The sequence below is a fragment of the Ligilactobacillus faecis genome, from assembly GCF_029889745.1.
Lineage (GTDB): Bacteria > Bacillota > Bacilli > Lactobacillales > Lactobacillaceae > Ligilactobacillus > Ligilactobacillus faecis.
On record NZ_CP123639.1, the window covers coordinates 286,649 to 306,141 of the forward strand.

At 39.3% G+C, this 19,493-nt stretch carries 23 protein-coding genes; all 23 read right to left on the reverse strand.

All coding sequences use genetic code 11. The features are described 5' to 3' along the window. Positions 1–13 precede the first annotated feature (13 nt). Positions 14–5,833: a lytic transglycosylase gene (locus tag QFX10_RS01460; RefSeq protein ID WP_280606480.1), complete on the reverse strand. Its 5,820-nt coding sequence runs from the start codon at positions 5,831–5,833 to the stop codon at positions 14–16. Then, positions 5,823–6,128, reverse strand: coding sequence for a hypothetical protein (locus QFX10_RS01465; RefSeq protein ID WP_280606481.1), 306 nt, complete (start codon positions 6,126–6,128; stop codon positions 5,823–5,825). Before QFX10_RS01465 ends, QFX10_RS01460 begins: the two co-directional genes overlap by 11 nt. A gap of 98 nt (positions 6,129–6,226) precedes the next feature. Further along, positions 6,227–6,634, reverse strand: a complete 408-nt coding sequence (locus QFX10_RS01470) for a DUF6096 family protein (protein ID WP_280606482.1) — start codon at positions 6,632–6,634, stop codon at positions 6,227–6,229. A 70-nt stretch (positions 6,635–6,704) separates the two neighbouring features. Further along, a complete protein-coding gene (locus QFX10_RS01475; RefSeq protein WP_280606483.1) occupies positions 6,705–7,190 on the reverse strand; it encodes a phage tail tube protein in 486 nt (161 codons plus the stop codon). A 5-nt stretch (positions 7,191–7,195) separates the two neighbouring features. Then, positions 7,196–7,564, reverse strand: coding sequence for a hypothetical protein (locus QFX10_RS01480; RefSeq protein ID WP_280606484.1), 369 nt, complete (start codon positions 7,562–7,564; stop codon positions 7,196–7,198). Continuing rightward, positions 7,565–8,113, reverse strand: coding sequence for an HK97-gp10 family putative phage morphogenesis protein (locus QFX10_RS01485; protein ID WP_280606485.1), 549 nt, complete (start codon positions 8,111–8,113; stop codon positions 7,565–7,567). It abuts the gene before it with no gap. Continuing rightward, positions 8,100–8,459: a hypothetical protein gene (locus QFX10_RS01490; protein ID WP_280606486.1), complete on the reverse strand. Its 360-nt coding sequence runs from the start codon at positions 8,457–8,459 to the stop codon at positions 8,100–8,102. The genes QFX10_RS01485 and QFX10_RS01490 overlap by 14 nt, the downstream gene beginning before the upstream one ends. Next, positions 8,456–8,767, reverse strand: a complete 312-nt coding sequence (locus QFX10_RS01495; RefSeq protein ID WP_367617606.1) for a phage head-tail connector protein — start codon at positions 8,765–8,767, stop codon at positions 8,456–8,458. The genes QFX10_RS01490 and QFX10_RS01495 overlap by 4 nt, the downstream gene beginning before the upstream one ends. Positions 8,768–8,784: 17 nt before the next feature. Beyond that, positions 8,785–9,834, reverse strand: a complete 1,050-nt coding sequence (locus QFX10_RS01500) for a major capsid protein (protein WP_280606487.1) — start codon at positions 9,832–9,834, stop codon at positions 8,785–8,787. Positions 9,835–9,857: 23 nt separating this feature from the next. After that, complete coding sequence (locus QFX10_RS01505) at positions 9,858–10,214, reverse strand: hypothetical protein (protein ID WP_280606488.1); 357 nt, start codon at positions 10,212–10,214, stop codon at positions 9,858–9,860. Positions 10,215–10,225: 11 nt separating this feature from the next. After that, on the reverse strand, positions 10,226–10,855 hold the full coding sequence (locus QFX10_RS01510) for a DUF4355 domain-containing protein (protein WP_280606489.1): 630 nt from the start codon (positions 10,853–10,855) through the stop codon (positions 10,226–10,228). 170 nt (positions 10,856–11,025) lie between these two features. Continuing rightward, entirely contained in the window at positions 11,026–11,232 is a 207-nt protein-coding gene (locus QFX10_RS01515) for a hypothetical protein (RefSeq protein WP_280606490.1), read from the reverse strand. Further along, a complete protein-coding gene (locus tag QFX10_RS01520) occupies positions 11,225–12,802 on the reverse strand; it encodes a minor capsid protein (protein WP_280606491.1) in 1,578 nt (525 codons plus the stop codon). The genes QFX10_RS01515 and QFX10_RS01520 overlap by 8 nt, the downstream gene beginning before the upstream one ends. Positions 12,803–12,810: 8 nt before the next feature. Continuing rightward, positions 12,811–13,086 (reverse strand): ribosomal-processing cysteine protease Prp, encoded by a 276-nt coding sequence (locus tag QFX10_RS01525; RefSeq protein WP_280606492.1) that lies wholly within the window; start codon positions 13,084–13,086, stop codon positions 12,811–12,813. Further along, on the reverse strand, positions 13,037–14,527 hold the full coding sequence (locus QFX10_RS01530; protein WP_280606493.1) for a phage portal protein: 1,491 nt from the start codon (positions 14,525–14,527) through the stop codon (positions 13,037–13,039). Before QFX10_RS01530 ends, QFX10_RS01525 begins: the two co-directional genes overlap by 50 nt. Before the next feature lie 15 nt (positions 14,528–14,542). Then, entirely contained in the window at positions 14,543–15,835 is a 1,293-nt protein-coding gene (locus tag QFX10_RS01535; protein WP_280606494.1) for a PBSX family phage terminase large subunit, read from the reverse strand. Then, positions 15,810–16,709, reverse strand: a complete 900-nt coding sequence (locus QFX10_RS01540) for a terminase small subunit (protein WP_280606495.1) — start codon at positions 16,707–16,709, stop codon at positions 15,810–15,812. The genes QFX10_RS01535 and QFX10_RS01540 overlap by 26 nt, the downstream gene beginning before the upstream one ends. A 183-nt stretch (positions 16,710–16,892) precedes the next feature. Beyond that, complete coding sequence (locus QFX10_RS01545) at positions 16,893–17,129, reverse strand: DUF6275 family protein (RefSeq protein ID WP_280606496.1); 237 nt, start codon at positions 17,127–17,129, stop codon at positions 16,893–16,895. Positions 17,130–17,607: 478 nt separating this feature from the next. Further along, a complete protein-coding gene (locus QFX10_RS01550; RefSeq protein WP_280606497.1) occupies positions 17,608–17,937 on the reverse strand; it encodes a type II toxin-antitoxin system PemK/MazF family toxin in 330 nt (109 codons plus the stop codon). A gap of 67 nt (positions 17,938–18,004) precedes the next feature. Next, positions 18,005–18,265 carry an AbrB/MazE/SpoVT family DNA-binding domain-containing protein gene (locus QFX10_RS01555; protein ID WP_280606498.1) on the reverse strand — a complete coding sequence of 87 codons (261 nt, stop codon included), beginning with the start codon at positions 18,263–18,265 and terminating at the stop codon, positions 18,005–18,007. A gap of 90 nt (positions 18,266–18,355) precedes the next feature. After that, positions 18,356–18,820, reverse strand: coding sequence for an ArpU family phage packaging/lysis transcriptional regulator (locus QFX10_RS01560; protein WP_280606499.1), 465 nt, complete (start codon positions 18,818–18,820; stop codon positions 18,356–18,358). A 72-nt stretch (positions 18,821–18,892) separates the two neighbouring features. Continuing rightward, positions 18,893–19,288, reverse strand: coding sequence for a hypothetical protein (locus QFX10_RS01565; protein ID WP_280606500.1), 396 nt, complete (start codon positions 19,286–19,288; stop codon positions 18,893–18,895). Continuing rightward, the gene (locus QFX10_RS01570) at positions 19,270–19,476 is read right to left on the reverse strand and encodes a hypothetical protein (RefSeq protein ID WP_280606501.1); all 207 of its coding nucleotides are present in this window, start codon (positions 19,474–19,476) and stop codon (positions 19,270–19,272) included. The genes QFX10_RS01565 and QFX10_RS01570 overlap by 19 nt, the downstream gene beginning before the upstream one ends. Positions 19,477–19,493: the final 17 nt, after the last annotated feature.

Here is a 19,493-nt window from a genome sequence, read left to right on the forward strand (position 1 = left end):
ACAAATTCACTCCTTATAAGATCAACATATTTTTGCCATTACGTTGATTGATAGCATTTATACCTTTAATAGCGTGCGTTCCAAAAGATTCATCTCCAATTTGAACATGAACGTTTAAATCGGTAGATTGTGCATTGGTCTGGCCAGCTTGTTGCATTTGCAAGCCTTGCAAAATAGCATTGACTAAGTTTGTAGCTAACTCACTAAGGCCTCCGCTGACTTGCTTTTCATTAGTTGAAGAGTCTGATCCATCAAAAATACTGCTACCAAGCGAACTTCCCGTAGTTATTGATGATGGCATCTGTAAACCACCACCAAAATTACGGTTCATGAACGTTATTGCCTCATTGATCCGTTGCATTCCCAATTCACGATCACTCAAAGGCACGACCATCTCAGGTTTATTTCCTTCACCGATTTCATAGAAACCGTGTTTATTGATAAGTCCGCCATTCTCATATCCATGACCATGTCCGATCACAGCTAACATATCAGAGCCATAGCGATGCTTAGCGTAATTAATAGCTGCTAACATATTATCGTAACCTTTCATGATGTCGCCATGTCCCGGAAAAGCGTAGGCTCTAAATGTACCCGGTTTAGTCTGTAAGAGACCTGTTGCATTTCCTTCAGCTAAACCATCATCACCACCAATAGCCCGTTCATTACCACCAGATTCAGTATTGATCTGACGAACCCAAGCATCTACATAAGCCGAAGTCGTTGGTAAACCATTTTCTCGTAAAGCCTTTTTTACAGCTCCACGCCAACCTTCCGCTCCCGGGCCACTTTGATGAGTTGAACCTCCAAACTTTTGGATAACATCTTTAGCCCAGTTCATCATACCTTTCTTTTCCTCGTTGACTGCTCCTTTAGCGAATTTCAATGAAGCTTCGCCTAAGCCCCAGTCATAAGTAACAAATTTATTGACGATATAATCAACTAGTTTACCCGGATGAGCAATATCATCCATAACGTTTTCTAATTCATCGATCACACCGCCAACGAAGCTACTAACACCGCTAAAAATATTTCCTAGTCCACTGAAGTTAAGCCCACTAAGCGCTCTAGATATTCCGCTAAAATCAAAATTAAAGCTACCGATCCCACCAGCATACTTAGGAACCATACTAGATAGCTCATTAGCTGTGCTTGTGGCAGTTTTAACTTTGGTGCCAGCTGGCAAGTAAGTTAAAAAGTTGCGCTGTGCTGGAAATAGGCCTTGCTCACCATTTGGCAACTCGTAACTTTCGCGGTAGATATCACCAACTTGATCATTGACTAGAGCCAAACCACCGGGGTGATTTTCTGTCCCAGTTTCGTAAGAGTTCCAGTTAAAGAAGCCCCAATTAAGTGATCCACCTCCTAATTTGTTCAAGACCCAATCGATACCATCTTTGATCTTACCTGTAGCATTCTTTACCGGAGTTACAATAGCATCAACGACTTTTCCAACAGCACTTTTGATACTTTGCAACCCTTTAGTGATCCCACCGCCGATTGTATCGCCTAAGCCGCCAGCCCAATCGCTCAATGTTCTAGCAGTATTATGTCTAAAATCAGAGACCCAGCTACCTAATCGTTTACCTGCATTAATGGCTGAGCTATATGCATTACCCATGCCACGATCGACGTGACCACCTAGACCACCAGCCCAGCCTGAAATGCTACTATTAGCATCACTGAAGAAACTTCTTGTCCATTCTGATAATTTTCTACCAGCATTAGTGGAATTTGATCTTGAAGATTCAGAGCCGTTGTTGATATGATCGCCCAATCTTTCGGCCCAAGATCTTACAAGACCACTAGCAGAATCTCTAAAATCGGTCGTCCAGCTTTTGAGCTTGGAACCTGCATTTTGAGCTAGATGCTTACCTGTTTCAACACTGTTATTTACATTTCCACCGATCGAAGATGACCAATCATGAATTTTCTTTTTGGCATCAGTAATAAAACCTGTGGTCCAAGACTTGATCTTGTCACCAGCAGAAGTTGCAAATTTCTTGCCTTTATCTACATCTTTATTGATATTAGAACCAATATCAGAAGCCCACTTAGACAAAGTTTTCTTAGTACCTGAAATAAAATCGGTAGACCACTTACCAAGGTTAGAACTAGCTTTCTGAACTTCCTTCTTTCCTTTGGTGATGTTGGTATTGATATCCTTACCAACTGATTTAGCCCAAGAGGTAAAGTTATCTAAGATCTCATGAGACTTAAAGCCAATAGCTTCAACCCAATCTTTAGGCTTTTTACCTTTACCGTACTTAGACCATCCATCACCAAACTTAGAAGCGCCAATACCGCCCCATTTACCGATAAAAGATCCAATTTGTTGACCAATGGCGGCTCCTAAAGGTCCACCGAAATAAAGTCCGATACCACCACCAATAGCACCACCGATACCTGAACCAAAGTTTTGAAATTTATCTTCTTTATTTTTAGCCTTGATACCTTTATAGATATCAATTCCGGAAGTTACAGCTATCATCGCTCCAGATAGTCCCGTCCCCAGCTTTTGCCCTAGCTTCATAGGCTCACCAGATTTAATGGACGAGCGTACGGACTTAAGGAAGTCAGTTTTGGCAAGATTACTATTTTGCCAACTCTTATTAACTTCTCCCCATAGGTTCTTAGCATTGGTGTAACCTGTTTTTATATTATCGAACGTTAGCTTAGTAAGTTCTTTGATTTTTGTAATCGGATGCTTACCGAAATCAATCACAACGCCTAAAAGATCATCAGCATATTTTGCCCCGGCTTTTAACTTATCAAACTTGAGCATTGTTAATATTTTAATAGTATCGATAAAGTTTTTGATACCAGAAATAACACTACCTGCTATCTTTATCCCGAATAAAGTAAGCAACGTTCCTGTCATCACCTTAACAGCCGTCTGATGTTTATCGACCCAATCAGATAGCCCTTCTAATGCTTTAGTCAATAATTTTAAAGACTCGATGATCACAAAACCTGCCACTTTGGCAAGTGGTTTTATGAAATCATCGAAGAGCCAACCTAAAACAGGCTTAGCGGCTTTAACGACACTATGAACTACCTTAAGAGCTGCCGCTAGTAAGTTAAAGAACTCGGGAATCAAGTCGGTGATCGCAAACTTGGCCAGTGGCAATAATACATTCTTATAGGCCCACTCAATGCCGTCCCAGACATCTTTTGTGACTGGTCGGATAGATTTAAGCAAGTTATCGATCGATTGTAACAGTGGGGTAAAATCAAGTTTTTTGGTCCAGTTGGCTGTATAGTTAGCCATATCACTCAAAGCCCCAAGCATATCATCAACCATACCCAAAATAGTCTTAAAGATCGATGTACCAACATTACCGTGTTGCCAAGCTTTGTCGAACTGTCCCGCTAAATTACCAATAGTGTTTGAAATACCAGTAAATAATTCGATCAAATGTGCTGCGATCCGTTCGCCTGTACCATCATTCCACGCTTCTCTAAACGATGTAGCTATATGATGTATCAACTCAAGGACTCTATTCAATGAATCAAAAATAGATTGAATAAATCTTGTGCCACGATCACCTTGTTCCCATGCATTTGCAAATGCTCTAGCAATATCGCCAACGATGTTAAGCATGTCCGCCAATAACTGAAGCAAATTCTCAACGACTCTTTGCCCGGTCCCGTTATCCCAAACATGCATGAATGAGTTACCGACATCACCTAATAAACGCTTGATCTCAGCCCACGAATACTTAGCAGCATCGATCACAGCTTGACCTTTTTCATCCCAAGCTTTTTTCATCGGGTCAAAGATCTCGCCTAAAACTTTTTTAATCTTATCGACTGCATCGATCGCGCTTTGGTACCCTTCAAGTGGGACATTCCAATCAATGCTAGGTTTATCACTGTCTAATGAAGTATCGTCTTGTGCTGGATCGTCAAAAATAGGTGTATCTTGCTTTTGCTGTGGGGTAAATTTTTCGAGCGGTTGAGCTTCAAATTTACTGTTATCTTTCGCTTTGTTATTATCAAGGACATTTAATTCATCAAACCCCATAAGTGAAGCTTGGAGTTCTTCGTTTGCTTTTTTAGTATCTTCGAAAGCCTTTTTCGCTTGTTCATTAGCGGCTTTGATCTTTTCATTTTCAGATGCAACTGCAGCTGCACCTTCACGGTTAGCTTGTGCGATCTGTTGGTTAGCTCTTCGCACAGCTTTGGCCTGCTCTGCTTGCTGTTTTTTCACTGCGTCACTAGCCTTATTTGCCGCCTTTGAAGTATCATTCATTGCTTGTACTTGTTCATACAGGCCTTTAGCACCACTTCGAGCATTTGATAAACTCATCCCTGTTAAAGCAGACGTAAATTGTGCGATCCACCCAGTAGCACGTTGTAAGGCGCTCATAAAAGCATTGACTGCAGGTAAAACATAACTATAGATCGGATAAAAAGCTGTCAATAGATTGACTTTGATCGCATTAAAACTACTTGCAAATTGCTTATTTGTCATAAGCGCTGCACCCATTCCTTGGGCAAGCATCATGATCCCTTGATACAACAAAGTAAATACGATCAACTGACTGGCTAACATGCCCATTGCCATTTTGACGCCTTTTAGTCGTTCTCCTAGTAACGAAGCACTTGAACTGGCTTTGCGCATCGAAGAACCACCATCATTTCCGATACGTTTAAACGATGATGAGAGCCCTGAAATAGTATTCTTCAGGCGATTAAATTTAGAGCTTGTCGTAGTTGCTGTGTTACCTTCTTTAGCCAGCTCTGTATTGACTTTTGAAGTAACGGACTTGAGTTCTTCTCCTCTAGCGCTTACGTAACTATACGCTTTTGATAACTCATTATTTCGAGCGAGCAGTTGCGTATATTCTTTTTCTGCAGCTTTTAAATTAGTATTTTTACTTGAGGATCGTCCCATCATCTCATCAGTTTGGCGCAACTTTGCGATAGATCGTCTAACCTTTTCGATCTGTGCTTCATTTCGATCCATTTCATCTGCAATTTTTTCTAGAGATGTCGGAATTGTAGCAAACTCCTGCTTCATTTGTTGTGCAAGAGCTTTAGCTTGGTTTTGGAATCTTTCCATCTTAACTTGAGCATCAGCGATCTGATTATCTAATTTTAAAGCCTTAACTTGGCTTCCTTGTTTACTCATGTCAAGATCGTCTTTGCTAGCTGTTAAGGCTTGGATCTTTCGTTGCATCGAACGAGCCTGTTCCATTTTTTGTTCAATATGGGAGACTAATTCATCAACTTCCTTTTTAGCTCTAATAGCTTCTTTTTGGATCTCATCATCGATTCCAAAATCAACTTCACGTTTAGGCATGTAAGGACGTAATTTTTCTTCTTCGGTCTGTACTTTAGGCGTTGTCTGGCTATTAGCCACTCTCTTGCTATCTGATTTAGGTTTAGGAATGTCACCAACACTTTCACGGGCTATTTTGGTTTGATTAGCGATGCGTTGTTGCATATTTGATGCTTCTTGCAATCTTGCTGTTAAACTATCCAGTCCTTTTTCCGAAGCATTAACAGCATCCCTTGAACTTTCAGCTTGCGTCCTATTACTTTCAAGGATCTTCTCTGTTGCTTTGTCCTGTACCTCGATCGTTTTTTGGATCGCTTTTTGTTTATCATTTTCAGCTTCACCACGTTTTTGGACTTCCTCTTTAGCTGCTTCTGATGATTTAGCCAAAGTTTCACCAAGCGCTTGCCGGATCCGATTCAAATTACCTTGGGTCTTCATTTGTAAATCGCCAGTTTTTTGTCCGACCAACGCAACAAACTCGTCCATCTTTTGAATAACATCGCCATAGTTAGCTTTAAATCTTAACTCAAGTTCTTCAAGATTCACTCTTCACACCTCCTCCCGCTTTATCTGCATTAAATTGTTTGATCCGTTGTGCCTGTTGCATAAATAAAGCCTGATCTTTTTTCCACTCAGCTTCTTTGGTTGCTAATTTTTGATCAGCATGTTCTTCTTTCACAAATGGATAAGCTTCTTCAACTTTTGGAAGTTTAGCTGGATCATTGACCGCAACAGCCATTAATTCACTTAATCTATGATCCATATACGCCTTAGCTCGCCATTCTTCTAAACGTCGCTTATTATTAGCTTCGATCTGAGTCATGATCTCTAATAGATCCATTTCCCAAAAGCGATCAGCATCGATCCCAGCTTCAACTGCGACCGGGTATAATTCTTCAAAAAATTGAGAGACAGTAGTTAAGCCATTCTCTTCGTTTTTTATAGAAGTGCGTCTTCGGCTGGTTCTTCTGCTTCGAGCGACACCGATTCCGTATCTGTCTTCGAATTCTTGCCCGTCTTTTTCCCGAAAAAACCAGACGATTCTAGCAATTCCATCAACTCACTAAATAATTCCATCGTAGTATGCCCTTGATCTAAATATTTTTCAAAAGCTTCTACGATCTTTTTATCAGTAACGCCTGCAGTTTGGTTGGCACTTTGAAGTACGATCAAAATCTCATTTACAGGCGGTAATTTGTTTCCGCCCTGACTATCCATGAATAAAGAGAGCATTGATTTACCTAAGCGCTTTTCAGCATTAAAGACTTCACGTCCGCCTAGACGTAAGCTTAATTCAAGATCCCCAAATTGCATTTTTTTAGTTGCTTTTTTAATTGATGTTGCCATATATAAAACTCCTTAATCTAATTTTTACTAAGAAATAGATGCAGGACTCGAACCTACATCTACTTAAATGTTAGTGAGATGCACCTTGTGTTGCTGCCGTGAAGTGTGGACCATCGGATACTGTGATCGTGATAGTGTAACCTAAAGCCCCGTTAACGGCGACAGATCCAAACTTAATGTTGTAAGAGCCTCGCATTGTGGCAGTCATTCCATCTGGATAGGTAACTTTCCATTGGTATTGTTTACGATCGCCGGCTTCAGCTAAAGCCTTTTTAAAGCTTGGTCCTTTGTAAACAACTTGGAACTGTACGTTAGAAGCATTTTGAATCCCTTCAACTTGCTTGCGTCGATCGTCAGCTAAAGTTGTAACGTCAACTTTTTCAGTGTCACCGCCTAATTCAGGAATCGTCTTAATGTCTGCAAATTCTTCCCAAGTTGTACCGTCAGACGATCGTTCAAGCTTAGTACCTGTTCCGACAAGCCCTTCCGTATTATCGACTGCAAAGCGTTGTAGATCTAACGCCAAAACGTCACTATAAATTTTTACTTTTTTCACTGTTATCATCCTTTCTGATAAACTCGTCCGCTCGTATTATCAACAACACCGCTAAATACGATCAGCACTCGAGTTACTCCATTCAAATCTTGATCACCAACACTATTAGAAAAGCCCATTGCTGAAAACTTAGCAATGAGCTCATCTTTTATCTTGGTCAATGATCCTTTATCACTGTACAGATCGATAGTGATCTGCCATTCAGTGTCAGTCTCTTGTTGTTTATTATTCCGAATATACGATGATTGAGATGTTTTATAGATCGCTGTCGGAAATTTTGTAAAGTTATCTGGATAATTTGGTGAGACCACTTTTAATTCTGACATAGCTTTCAAGGTCTTAAAAACCAGCGCTTTAACATTATAAATTTCCATCTAATCACCTAATTTGTCTCTAAATTCTTGTTCTACACGCATTTTTATGATGTCAGGCGCTTCTTTAGCAAGACGATCCATTGCCGGCGTCATAAATTGACGTGCAGGCTGTCCTGTTGTTCGATAGAAGTATTTCCCTTTGATCTTGATCTTTGGCATACCATAAATCTTGTTTAGATCGATATCAACTTCTTCGACTGGGATATACCATGGCGTTTGTCGGTACGTAATCGCAATATTTGGTGGTAATTTTTTAGGCGAATTTTCACCAACTTTACCAGTCCCAAATTCACGGAAAATAGCAACCATAGATGAATTCCACCAACGCGCAACTAGATCATCGCCATCTTGTCTAACTTCATGCTTAAAGCTTCTAGCAAGCTCCCCTTGGGAATATTTGATACTTGATTGCAATTCATCAACTGCATAAGCCTCTGCTTGTTCGATCGCGTCTTCTTGACCATTCATTGTAGCTTTGGCTAGAACATCTGGTAACTTATTTAACTTTGTTTTGAGTTTATCTAAACCATGGATCTCAACTTCGAGCATGATCATCATCCCTTTTAATACGCTCTAATGTGATATTTTTGTGGGTTGAAAATTCTTGAATAGCTGTGATCTTATAGTCAGGATCTTCACTCTTGTCAACATATAGGCAAATACCAAAACCTTCGCCACGACTTTCGCTAAGTTCCGTACCTTGATATTTGCACGCCTTGATATACTTGATATCCTTGCCATAAAGTTGAGTGTTGACCGCTCCACCTGCAGATTGAACATTCATTCTAATTTCTTTAGGATCACCCCAGCCTTTGACATTGTAACCTTCATCGTCCTGAGTGTTTAGAGGCTCTTTTAGATAAACTGTTGTTAAGTCGCTTTCTTTTAATCTCATAGTTTAGTCACCTTAGCGATCCGATACTGATTCAATCCTTGTCGAATATCTTTAGGAATTCCCGTCTCAAGATAGTTAGTGACGCCACCTTCAGAGCGTTGTGTCTCGCCCTCTAAGCCTAGACGATTGTAGTTGACGATTGCCAAGCGTTTTACATAGACGGTAAGGTTACCAACTAATTTCTTTTGACCAGTATAATCAAGGACTAAAGCGACCGCCTCTTCGATCAGATCGATCATTAAAGCTTCATCACTATTATTCAGTCTTGTACCTAAGGCGGTAGCCATCGTAAGTATTTGTTGATCCACATTTAATCCCTCCAAAATTAAAGAACCTTCGCCTGAAATACATCATCAGCGCTGGCAAACGATGGAAGCATAGTTGCAGCTGCTAATACCCAAGTTCCGATCGGATCTTCACCCGTCTCGTAAACTTTAGCCATAACATTGCCAACTTTAGATACTTGTGCATTGCTTGAAACTAAGCGATTTTCTTCTGGTGTTGGGCCATAGATCTTTTGACCAGGTACTTCATCATTAAAGAGAACGATACGATCTTCTGGGAAATATCTTTGCGTCTTCACTTGGCCCTTACTATCTTCTTCACGATACTTACCATCATAAGCACGAATGATCGGTAATCCTTGGGCTGTCATCCATTGATCTAGGTCCGATTGTCCCACAACACGCCCAGTATCTTTACCAAAGATCGCTTCTTTGATCTCGGTACTACGCATTAATGTCCGTAATACCTTCTTAGAGGTTAGAGCTCGTGTCGGTGTGATATCTAATTCATCAGACCAATCTTGCAGGTTTTGGATGATAGAGGCGCTGTCACTGCCCCAAACAGCATTTCCTGTCAATGATACTTGATGTTCTTTTGGAACTTTGTAATCAATAGAAATACCATTTTTCTTATCTGTGATCTTACCTGTGGCAAACATTTCCATTGTCATCTTTTCCCCACGAGCAAGCACAGCTTGGACCATCGCATCAATATCATTGAAGACATATTGCTTTAAGTAATTTTCTTCGGCCGTGTTACGTGGCGATTGTAACTTGATAAGCGTTTCTTCCGTGAGTTGCACCTTACGTTTTACATAAGCAAGTTCTGCGGTCATTTTCTTTGCGTCACGACTGCCGATCTCTGCTTCAGTATCGAAGGCAGAAATATTAGCGATCGTCGGTACACGACTACCTGCTTTTAAAATATCTACTTCTAAAGTAGGAACCTTGACGGCTGGAAATAAGGTATCACCCAGCATGTCACGGTATTGGCGGTTACGAGTATAATCGAGTACCGTCTTTTGACTGAACATATCAAGGATCGGCGTTGCAAAGCGTTGTAGATCTAAATTAATTACTTGATGTTTCATCTACTATTTTCTCTCCTAACTGTTTATTGATTAACTTTTGTTGTAGCTTCTGCTTCTAAATCTTTAAAGTGGATCGCTGTCATTGCTTTGATCGCTTCGGCAGATGGCACTGGATCTAAACGTTGACTCAAGACCCAACCCTCACGCATAACAGCAACCATTTGATTAGATCCATCACTTAGTACATATACGTCGTTAACTGTGATTCCGATCGCTTTAGCATCATTCGTTGGATAAACTGTGCCTGCTGGCACGTATTTACGCCCTAAATCATCAGTTTGAACGTTGTAGTTAGTACTATTGATCGTTTCAGTAAAAGCAGTAAACTTTTCAGAAGCTAAAAAATTAACTTGCTTCCCACTTTGAAATTGTGTATACATTCTTTTTCCTCCTATTTCCAAAGATCATTTTTAGACTGATTAGCGTTATTAGCCTTCTCAGCAAACATCTCACCTACAGATTTAGATGACATACTATTTTGTGTACTCTTAGGAGTACGTGCACCTTGAGCCAATCGTGCTTCAACTGCGTCATGTACAGCATTTCTAAAAACTTCACTTACCTTTTGATAACTAGCATTCATTGTATCTTCATCAGCAAGTACATCACCGAAAACATCAACTAATCCGGCTGGTAATCCATCTTGGATCAACTGATTTGCTAGCTTGCTTTTGTTTTCGCGTTTTGTGATCTCAGCTTCACGATCGCTTAACGCTTGTTCGCGTTGCTTGAGATCATACTCACGCTTTTGTTCTTCGGTCATGTTTTTGCGCTCTTGGGCTGTTTTAGCTTGCTCTTCTTGTTCTTTTTGCCAGTTAGAACGAGCTGTTTCTAATGCTTTAGAGAGCTTTTTATCAAAGAACGAATCCATCTCTGACTCGGTTTCAAAAGTTTTAAACGGCTCTGATTGGGTCTCAGTACCTTTTTCACTTTCTTGCGTCTGTGTTTGTGTATCACCTTCTCCAACTGATTCACCCTCTGCAAAACGTTGCAGATCTAACAGCAATAATTCTTTTTTCATAATGTGATCCTTTCTACCCATGCACACTTGTAGATGACTGCACCAAAAAAGCCGCCCCATATTTCTACACAGCGACTTTTAAAGTGTGCGTCAACAAGCCCACACACATATTTAATTTAAGCAGTTTTATGACTTACTCGGGTCGGGAAGATAAAATAAAACGCGCTCAATTAGCGAACGCGTTTAGGTCTACGAATTACTTTTTCTATGTCATCAATTGAAATTGGTATCATCGCCATCGTTTTTTCTTCTTGCTCAGGTGTTTCAACGCCATAATCAGGAAGGAAATGAGTTTCGTCTAATTGATCCATTAAACAAACTTCTTCACCTGTTTTCAAAATAACTTCATCATATTCCTGTGGGATAAGTTTACTCATTTTTCTTAACCTCCTTAATATAGCTACTCGTAAATCTTATTTGTTTAAGATTATCTTTCGGTATTATCCAACCTACAATAACATTCACTGGGATGCCATTTTTATTATATAACATTATTTTTTGTTCGTACACATCTCCAAAACCATTGTTGCCTTTAAATTTCGATGGATATAATTTAGTAGCTTTTTCTATGGCATTTATATAATCTGAAAAATTATCTATATCATAACCTAGCTTTTCTTTGATTATTTTTCCTTTATTCCATCCTTTTTTACTTTCTCGACTAAATAAATACCCTGTAAATTTTGCTTCAGGAAATACTATATTTTCTAAGTTAGGTAACGCCTTTTCGGGATGTTTTTTCAAATCTAGTCTTCTTTTGATGTCAACGTTTAAGTTGTTCCAGTAACTACCCCCATCGCTTTTAAGCTTATCGTATACTTTTTTGCTAGGCATATCTTCGCCTAAAAGTTCTTTGATCATATCATAGTCATCTTTGATAATATCTTTAGAAAAACCTAAATAAATCACAGGTACAGTACGACAAAAGGGATGTAACGGTGGCATATTCTTGCCAAAAATTGCATCCTTAACATTGAAGATCTTCTTGTTGATACTACGACAGATCTTACTTGTTCGACTGTCTAAGATAGCTATCAGCTGATACTGTTTGACGCCTCTACTTTTCCAATTGTCGAGCTTGGTTTTAGAGTAAAAGTAATTAACTTCTGTTCTGATCAAACGACTAGCATTGAACTTGCCGACATTAAATTCTTGATCGATACGCTTGATCATCTCACGTTCTGACATGTTGCTGAGCTCTTTGACTGTAAATAACTCTTTCAAGCGATCAGCAAGTTTGTCAGTGTTATCCCAGATACGAGATGAGAAATTACTACCATTCCATCGACTATTCAAGGCCCGCTCAACATATCTATTTGGCATTTTTGTGAGCTTTGTTTTGGGCTCATCAAACTTCATAGGTACACTAGCAAGTTCTTTACCTGTCTTAGGATCTTTGATGATAACTTCATTTTTTTGTTGCTCTAATTTCGGCTTAGTGTTGTCGTCTCCAAGCTTATAGTCTCTAGCTTTGTCATACACAACACCTTGCTTCTCTGCTTGTTTCCAAGCGCGTTCCATTACATTTGTATGCAGCTTAACATTTTGCTCTAGCTCAACTGCTCCAGCTGATCTAGCTACAATATAGGCTTTAACCTGTATCTCTTCTAACCTAGTGATCCGACTCTTAGCAGCTAATCTACTCAAGTAATCATCAACTGCCTTTTTACTGTCTTTGTCAGCAATATTGCTAGATAGTGCTTTTAATGTAACTAGCTCGGACGGAGAGATATGCGAAGACATGATGCTTTCAATTTCATCAGTCGAAATATCTGCATAAAAATAGCGACGATAGATCTTTTTGACCTCGTCGCTTAAATATATTTGCGCTTTTTGATAAGCACTATTGATAATGTTTAATTTGTCAATTGCTTCATCTTGATTGTCCTGCTCACCTTGCAGATCACGCAACTGCCAATAATTAAATTGATCCTTATCACCTTTCATAGACTCACCTAGAACGTGATTGCGATGTAATCACCGTATTGACTAACAAGTTGACCAACTGTATTTTCAAATGCTTTTAGTAGCGTTTTATTCTCAATGCTTTCACCATCTGAAAAGATAGCCGTTAAAACTCCATCATTATCGCTTACAGAAACGTTAGTGCAATTATTGATCGTATGTGTCAATAATGTGGAAAACGACGCACAGACGATGTCAGAGCCATATGAACTATATTCAGCGTGTCCGCTTGCTGTGATCGTCGTCTTGTTGTTTTTCTTTATCATCTTCACTTTGATCATTTTGACTATCACTCCATTCTATGCGATCGGGATCTTGTTGCAAGGCCTGTTGATTCTTCTTGATGTTTTTCGCATCTTGTTGATCCATTTCATCAATGATCTCTTGCGGATCGTCCACTTGTGGTAGCCAGCCGTAAGTGATCTTACGTGGGATGATGCCGTCAGCGTTCTTGATATTACTTACAACATCAGATAAATTGACTGGAATGTTTGGCGTGAGCTCGATACCACAGCCACTTACATCGTCATTACCACCCTTAATATTTACGATCATTTGGATCAGATTGAGCCGACGACGTAACCCATCAAAGAAGTAACGCTTTTTGATCGATAAAAGATTTTCCAAGCCAAAAAGCTTGAACTTCATAGCTTCACCAGACACATTGCCCATGAATTTTTCATCGTTCATGTTCGGTACGTATGAGATCTTATGGATATCGTTCTCAATCGATTGACTGAGCAAATTGACCTGAGTTTCATCAAACGACTTAGTTAGCCAGCTGATATCTGCGCCGTCTTCGCGGGATGGAGCATTCAAAACACCATTCTTTAGAGCTTTAAGATCATCATCGTCTTCGGCTAGACCAAAACCAAATGTAACTAAGATAGCATCAACAAACGCTTCTTTATCCGAAATGCGATCAGTTTGTAGCAAGTTATACGCATCGATCAATGAAATAAGTTGTTCAAAATCTCCTTGCCTTTCCTCGTTGTTGCGATATTCTATCAACGGTACAGCATTAAATAAATTTTCGCCATCATAAACGATCGTATCGGTATCGGATAACTCCATTGCCATTTTAGTCCTAAATTCAACTACACGCTTAGGCATGTACACTGTCACACTATAGCCATCCATGCGCCCATCAAGATCTTTCTTTGGTTGCACAAAGACAGCAAATAATGGATCATGTTCCACGGTGTCATCAGTAACGACGATCGCAGCACGAGGATCAATGACTTCGATTTTCAATTCAGTGTTCGGGGTCAATTTTTCATTGCCCGCTTCATCTATTGTCGCCTCTGGTTCTGTTTCTTTAAGATACAGCAATTCATAGCCATAACCAAAAACAGATAGATCTTTTTCAAGTTCGATATCATGCTTGTGAATATCAGCATCCTTCAATACATCAAGTACATCATCAATGCTTTTATCCTTATCAGCAGTATACTTAACAGGGTTGCCTGTCATGAAACCGACATTCATATCAGTGATATATTTAGCATGGTTGATCATAATATTTGCTGACTTCACCTTAGAATTATCAAATTTATGATTATTGACATCTTGCTTACCATTGTAATAGTCGGCTAACTTATCCAGCCTTTTTTGACGTTTCTGAAGCTCTTTGATCGCATAGTTGATAGCTTTGATATTTGGCTCGTTTACATTTTCTAATAGGTTCTTATCGATCGAAACAGCCACATAACCACCCTCTTTCTATAATCCTCGAACATTAGGCCGTCTTGTAATTTTTGCAGTAAAGTTTTTGTGGATCACCATATACACAAAATAGCGCATAGCATCACAAGCATGGTCATGTTCCTTGACTGGTCTGTCTTCGCCATGTTGAGCTGCCTTTTCATCCCAGATATAACTTGCTAACTCTTTAAATAAATTAGAGCAAGTATCACTAAATAGGATCTTACCTTCATTCATTGCGCTTTGAGTAACTCGAATACCATCAACGACATCATTTTTAGCTTTCTTGACTTTAAAGCCGTTTTCTCGCAACACTGCAATAAAAGAGGCCGCCGATGGATCAATAATGATCTGAGCACGGATCTTCCCTAGAAACTTTTTAAGCTCTTCACAATACTGTTCATCAGTTTTTTGCTTAGCACTAGTACGCCCAGAATAATAGTATTCTTTGATCAAATACCAAGTACCTCGATTACGTCCCCACAATAAAAAAACAGTTGGGTTCTGTGTACCGTAATCGCACGATACATAGTATTTTTCAAAATGCTCCGGCAGATCGTGAACTACCATGCTGTTCTTATCAAAGTTGTCATAGATAACACCTTCTGACATGACCCAAAGCCCAAGAATGTAGCGTTGATAAAACACACCGCTAAACATACGTTCATAACGTTCAATGATCGCCTGCGATAGGGATGGATTGTCTTTCATCGTGAAATGAATACGGATCGCATTCTTCTCACTTAACTGATCTATCCAATCTAACTTAAAGTAATGATACGGACCTGCAGGGTTACAATTAAACCACAGCTTAGATCCCTCAACTGAACAACGAGCGATCGCTTGATTAACAAAACTTTGTGGCATAAGTGCAACTTCATCAAAGAAAGCGCCGCCAGCGGTCAACCCTTGCACTAGATCCTGTGATCCTTCATCCTTACCACCAAATAAAAAGAAATAGTTCTCTTTGTTGCCTTTTTGGATCACGAGCATATTCTCTGAGCGACTATCTTTTACAGAGTAGCCACGACCTTCGAGCATACGTTTTAATGGTCTGATAACATTGCGTCGGAGCGATCCGATCGTTTTACCGGATACAATGAATTGCTCACCATTGAAACTATTCATAGCCCACAAAACATAGGACAATGACATCACCACGGTCTTACCTGCACGAACTGACCCATCACAAACAAGCACTTCTTTGTCTTGCAAGGATGGAACTTTCCACCACGTTAAAACCATCAGTTGCTTCCGTGAAAAGGTTGTGAACTTAAAAGATGATCTACTTAGTGCGTTTTTCTTGGCCATTCTTTTTACTTTCCACTCCTTCTACATCTGCATTATTCCAAATTCCCGGGATAGCTTGTTCGATAGCCTTAATAAAGCCATCGTCATCAGCGAGCGAATTATCTGGTTCTGGCAAGCGATCCAACAGTTCACGCATTGCAGTCTGTTTATCATACATTTCGACCACTGGCTGTCCTTTATCAATGCGTACGCTCTTGATATTTGCTGTATCGATCTCACTGCTATCCTTTAAAACAATGATTGTTTCGTAATAGTAACCTTGCTTACCTGTCTGTGGATCTATCCACGGATCTAAACGATAAGCGCCGGCATCATCTTCATAATCACCTTCTGGATCGTGAACTTTAGACCATTTAAGTTTTTTGACAGACTTGAATTCTAGCACGTCTGTAATGTCTGCCGTTGCCTGTTGCAGGTACTTCAATAGAATATCATTTGCATCAGTGTACAAGTCCATAGACTGCTGTTTTTTTAACTCTGTGAGTTGCTTTTTTATCTCTACATTTCTCAACAATCTTGAACCTGCTCTCATCGCTGTCCCATAGTCAGCGCCATATGCTTTTTGATACGCCCAAGTAGCATTGTATCGTTGCAAGTAATACAAGCAAAAGGCTTTCTGACGGTCTTTTAGCTCATCATTTTCTACTAGCTCATCGATCACATCCGGGCTTCTTGCCTGTGCAACTTTGCTCTTTTTTGTGTGCACCCTTTTTGCTTTTTTGTGTGCACCCTTTTTCTTGGTTGCATCCCTTTGCCAACCATTGCGACTTTTCCAAGATTTGACAGTATTAAGTGATACTCCGTATTTTTCGGCAATGTCCTTATACTTCATTCCAGCTAAATAGTCCTTTTCAGCATCTTCAATGCGACTCACTTCATATCACCCACCTCCTAATTTGTAGTTTACGTAAATTACTTCTCGTCTTTCTTATTGCTAGTCTCACGACCAAGTTTGTTAATTAGATACTCTTCCAAGCCACAACTCACAAGACCAGCATCTTTTGTCTGCTTCATATTGCTCCCTTTCTGCAAAATAAAAAGCCAGCCGGTAAGCTGACTACTCAATATTTTTAAAAGCTACATTGTTATCTTTAGAATAAACATCCATGTACAATTCTTTTTTATCGCCGTTATAGGTAAGCTCATAATATGCGTTAGATCCTGAAATACCTAGTAATGCTTTGTTATTTTGTAACACTTTACAACTCCAAACAACTAAAACATTTTCTTTGGCTACTCCCATGTATTTAGAGATTTTCTCGATACATAGATTTAGAAATTTTTGTCCATCCATAATTGAATACCTCCTAAAATAAAAAAGCCAGCGGTTAAGCTGACTTATGATATAAACAAAGGCTCAAACTGGAATTGCACCAGCACGGCATGGGGAAAGTACCGCTCACTAGATTAAGCCATTTTGCCACACTCTCGGAATTTACGTGGCAAGGACTTAACGCGCCCACACGCTAGATTTATTTAGTGACGTTCTAGCACGTCATGCTTTAAGCATTGTCAGATTTATTAGAATGTAAATTAACTCATGTCCCATTTCTGGAACACTATCATAATAGCATGATATTGCTCTGATTATGGTCTGATGTTTCTATGGTTTTAGTCTGATTTTTGTCTGTTATTTGTATACAAAAAGTCTGATAAAGGTCTGATTTTATTTCATGCTTTAGTTTACGGCAACAAAAAAAGACGGTATACTAAAGGTGGTTAATCCTGTATACCGTCTCAAGCTATTAGCCTTATTACATGCTAATAGCTTTTTAATATGTCATTTTTATTATTGACAATACTTTATCCAGAAATTCTTTAGGAACTTCATCGATCAACTCAAACCCTCTCGATACTAAATCAAGTGTTCGCTCATGCTCCAATAAAACTTGCCCTTCAACATCTAGATTTTCTGGAAGATCCAGATGCATTGGAAAGTCCTTCAACTTAGTTGTGATTGGAACGACCTTCACTAACCCCGTTAAGCGATTATATTCGTTATTTGAAATAATCAACACAGGACGCATACCTTTTTGTTCATGTCCTCGGGTAGGATTTAAATTCGTTTTTACAACTTGTCCCTGTCTAAACTTAAATCTCATAAGCCTATGCTCCTTACTATTTTAATAATTGCCCTTACAAAGAAACGGTCAAGTAAGGGCAATATATTCAAAGGAATTCACGACCATAAGCTTCAGACAAATCATGCTCAAGATTACCGTGATTTTCTTTTTGATAAGCTTCTGTGTCAAAGCCATCAAATAACTCACTTAGATTCTTAACATCTGTTTTTTCTACTGGTTTAAGCAACAAGTTTTTTCCGCTGGTCTCAACATTAAATGAAACAATATCATCTCCGATTTTTGACAATAACGATTTGGGGAGTCTGATAGCAGCGGAATTACCCCATCTTTTTAGTGTTATATTCATTCTAAGTAACCTCCAATACTTTAGAACTAAATAAAGTATACACAAAAGTTTCTACATTGTAAATAAAAAAGCCTGATTTCTCAGACTTTTTCACTTATATTCGTGTAGATCTTTCCACCATGGACAACATGTCTCGAAAGCATCTGCAAATTCGTTTTCAGCTTTGCGTTTCTTGAGTTGATACTGAGCTTTCTCACATCCCAACAATTCGCATATTTCCCATGAATTGAGATCATCAACATATACACTAACTAATATTTTCTTACTCTCATCTCTGAGTGTATTTAAGGCTTCACCGACTCGCTCTAGCGTTTCTTTCGCATAAACTCGCTTTACGATCCGCTCTTCTAGATTATTACCAAAAGAGGGCGCTTTAGGTTCATCTGTGATCACTGGTGATTTGATGAAGCTATTTCCAACACCAGCTACACGCATTAATCTCTGATAGTCTTGCTTAAAAAATTTACGTACATTAGCTGATGTTGCAATCGTATCTACATCGATTCCTTCAAACCAATTGACAAATTCTTCAGCTTTTGTCATGTCAATTTCCATCGTGTGGCCCTCCATGTTATAATTAAGCATCGGATATTTGTGGAGGGCTGTCGCTTGTTGCGATGGCTTTTTTCATTCGATCGTATCGATCGTGTAACGTCTAGCTACCGTAAGTTGTTGCGTTTTTGCCTTCCGCACATGACTTAAGCTACAACCAATAAAATTAGCTACTTCAGCATTCGTTTTGAATTTATACTTTTTTTGAGTTCTGTGGTCCGTTACGACCCACCAGCTAAATTTGCTTATACCTTTATCAGATCGTGATTGTCGCCCATATTTTCGGTGATGCGCATAATTTTTACGATATTTCAAGATCTCTTTGTAATGTGGATTAGACTTAGGTATGAGTTGCTCATGCTCATACCATTTAGCACTCGGATCACCTAGTTTATCCTGAATATACCAATCTAAAGCATCTAGATGTCTCGGATCAAAAGGCCCTAAGTACCTTAGTCGTTGTCGTCCCATTTGCGATCCCTCATAAGGTCTGCAATCTCGCACAACTTAATCATGCACACGCTAAGCAGATAAGCTACTAGCAGACCAACCAAAATCAATGTTGTTAACATATACCCCTGAGACATTCTCACGAAGATAGCAATCATCAAACTTGCCACTCCAATGATATTTAACGCATTCCAAATTCCTTTAAACATTAGTCGTCCCTCCTTAA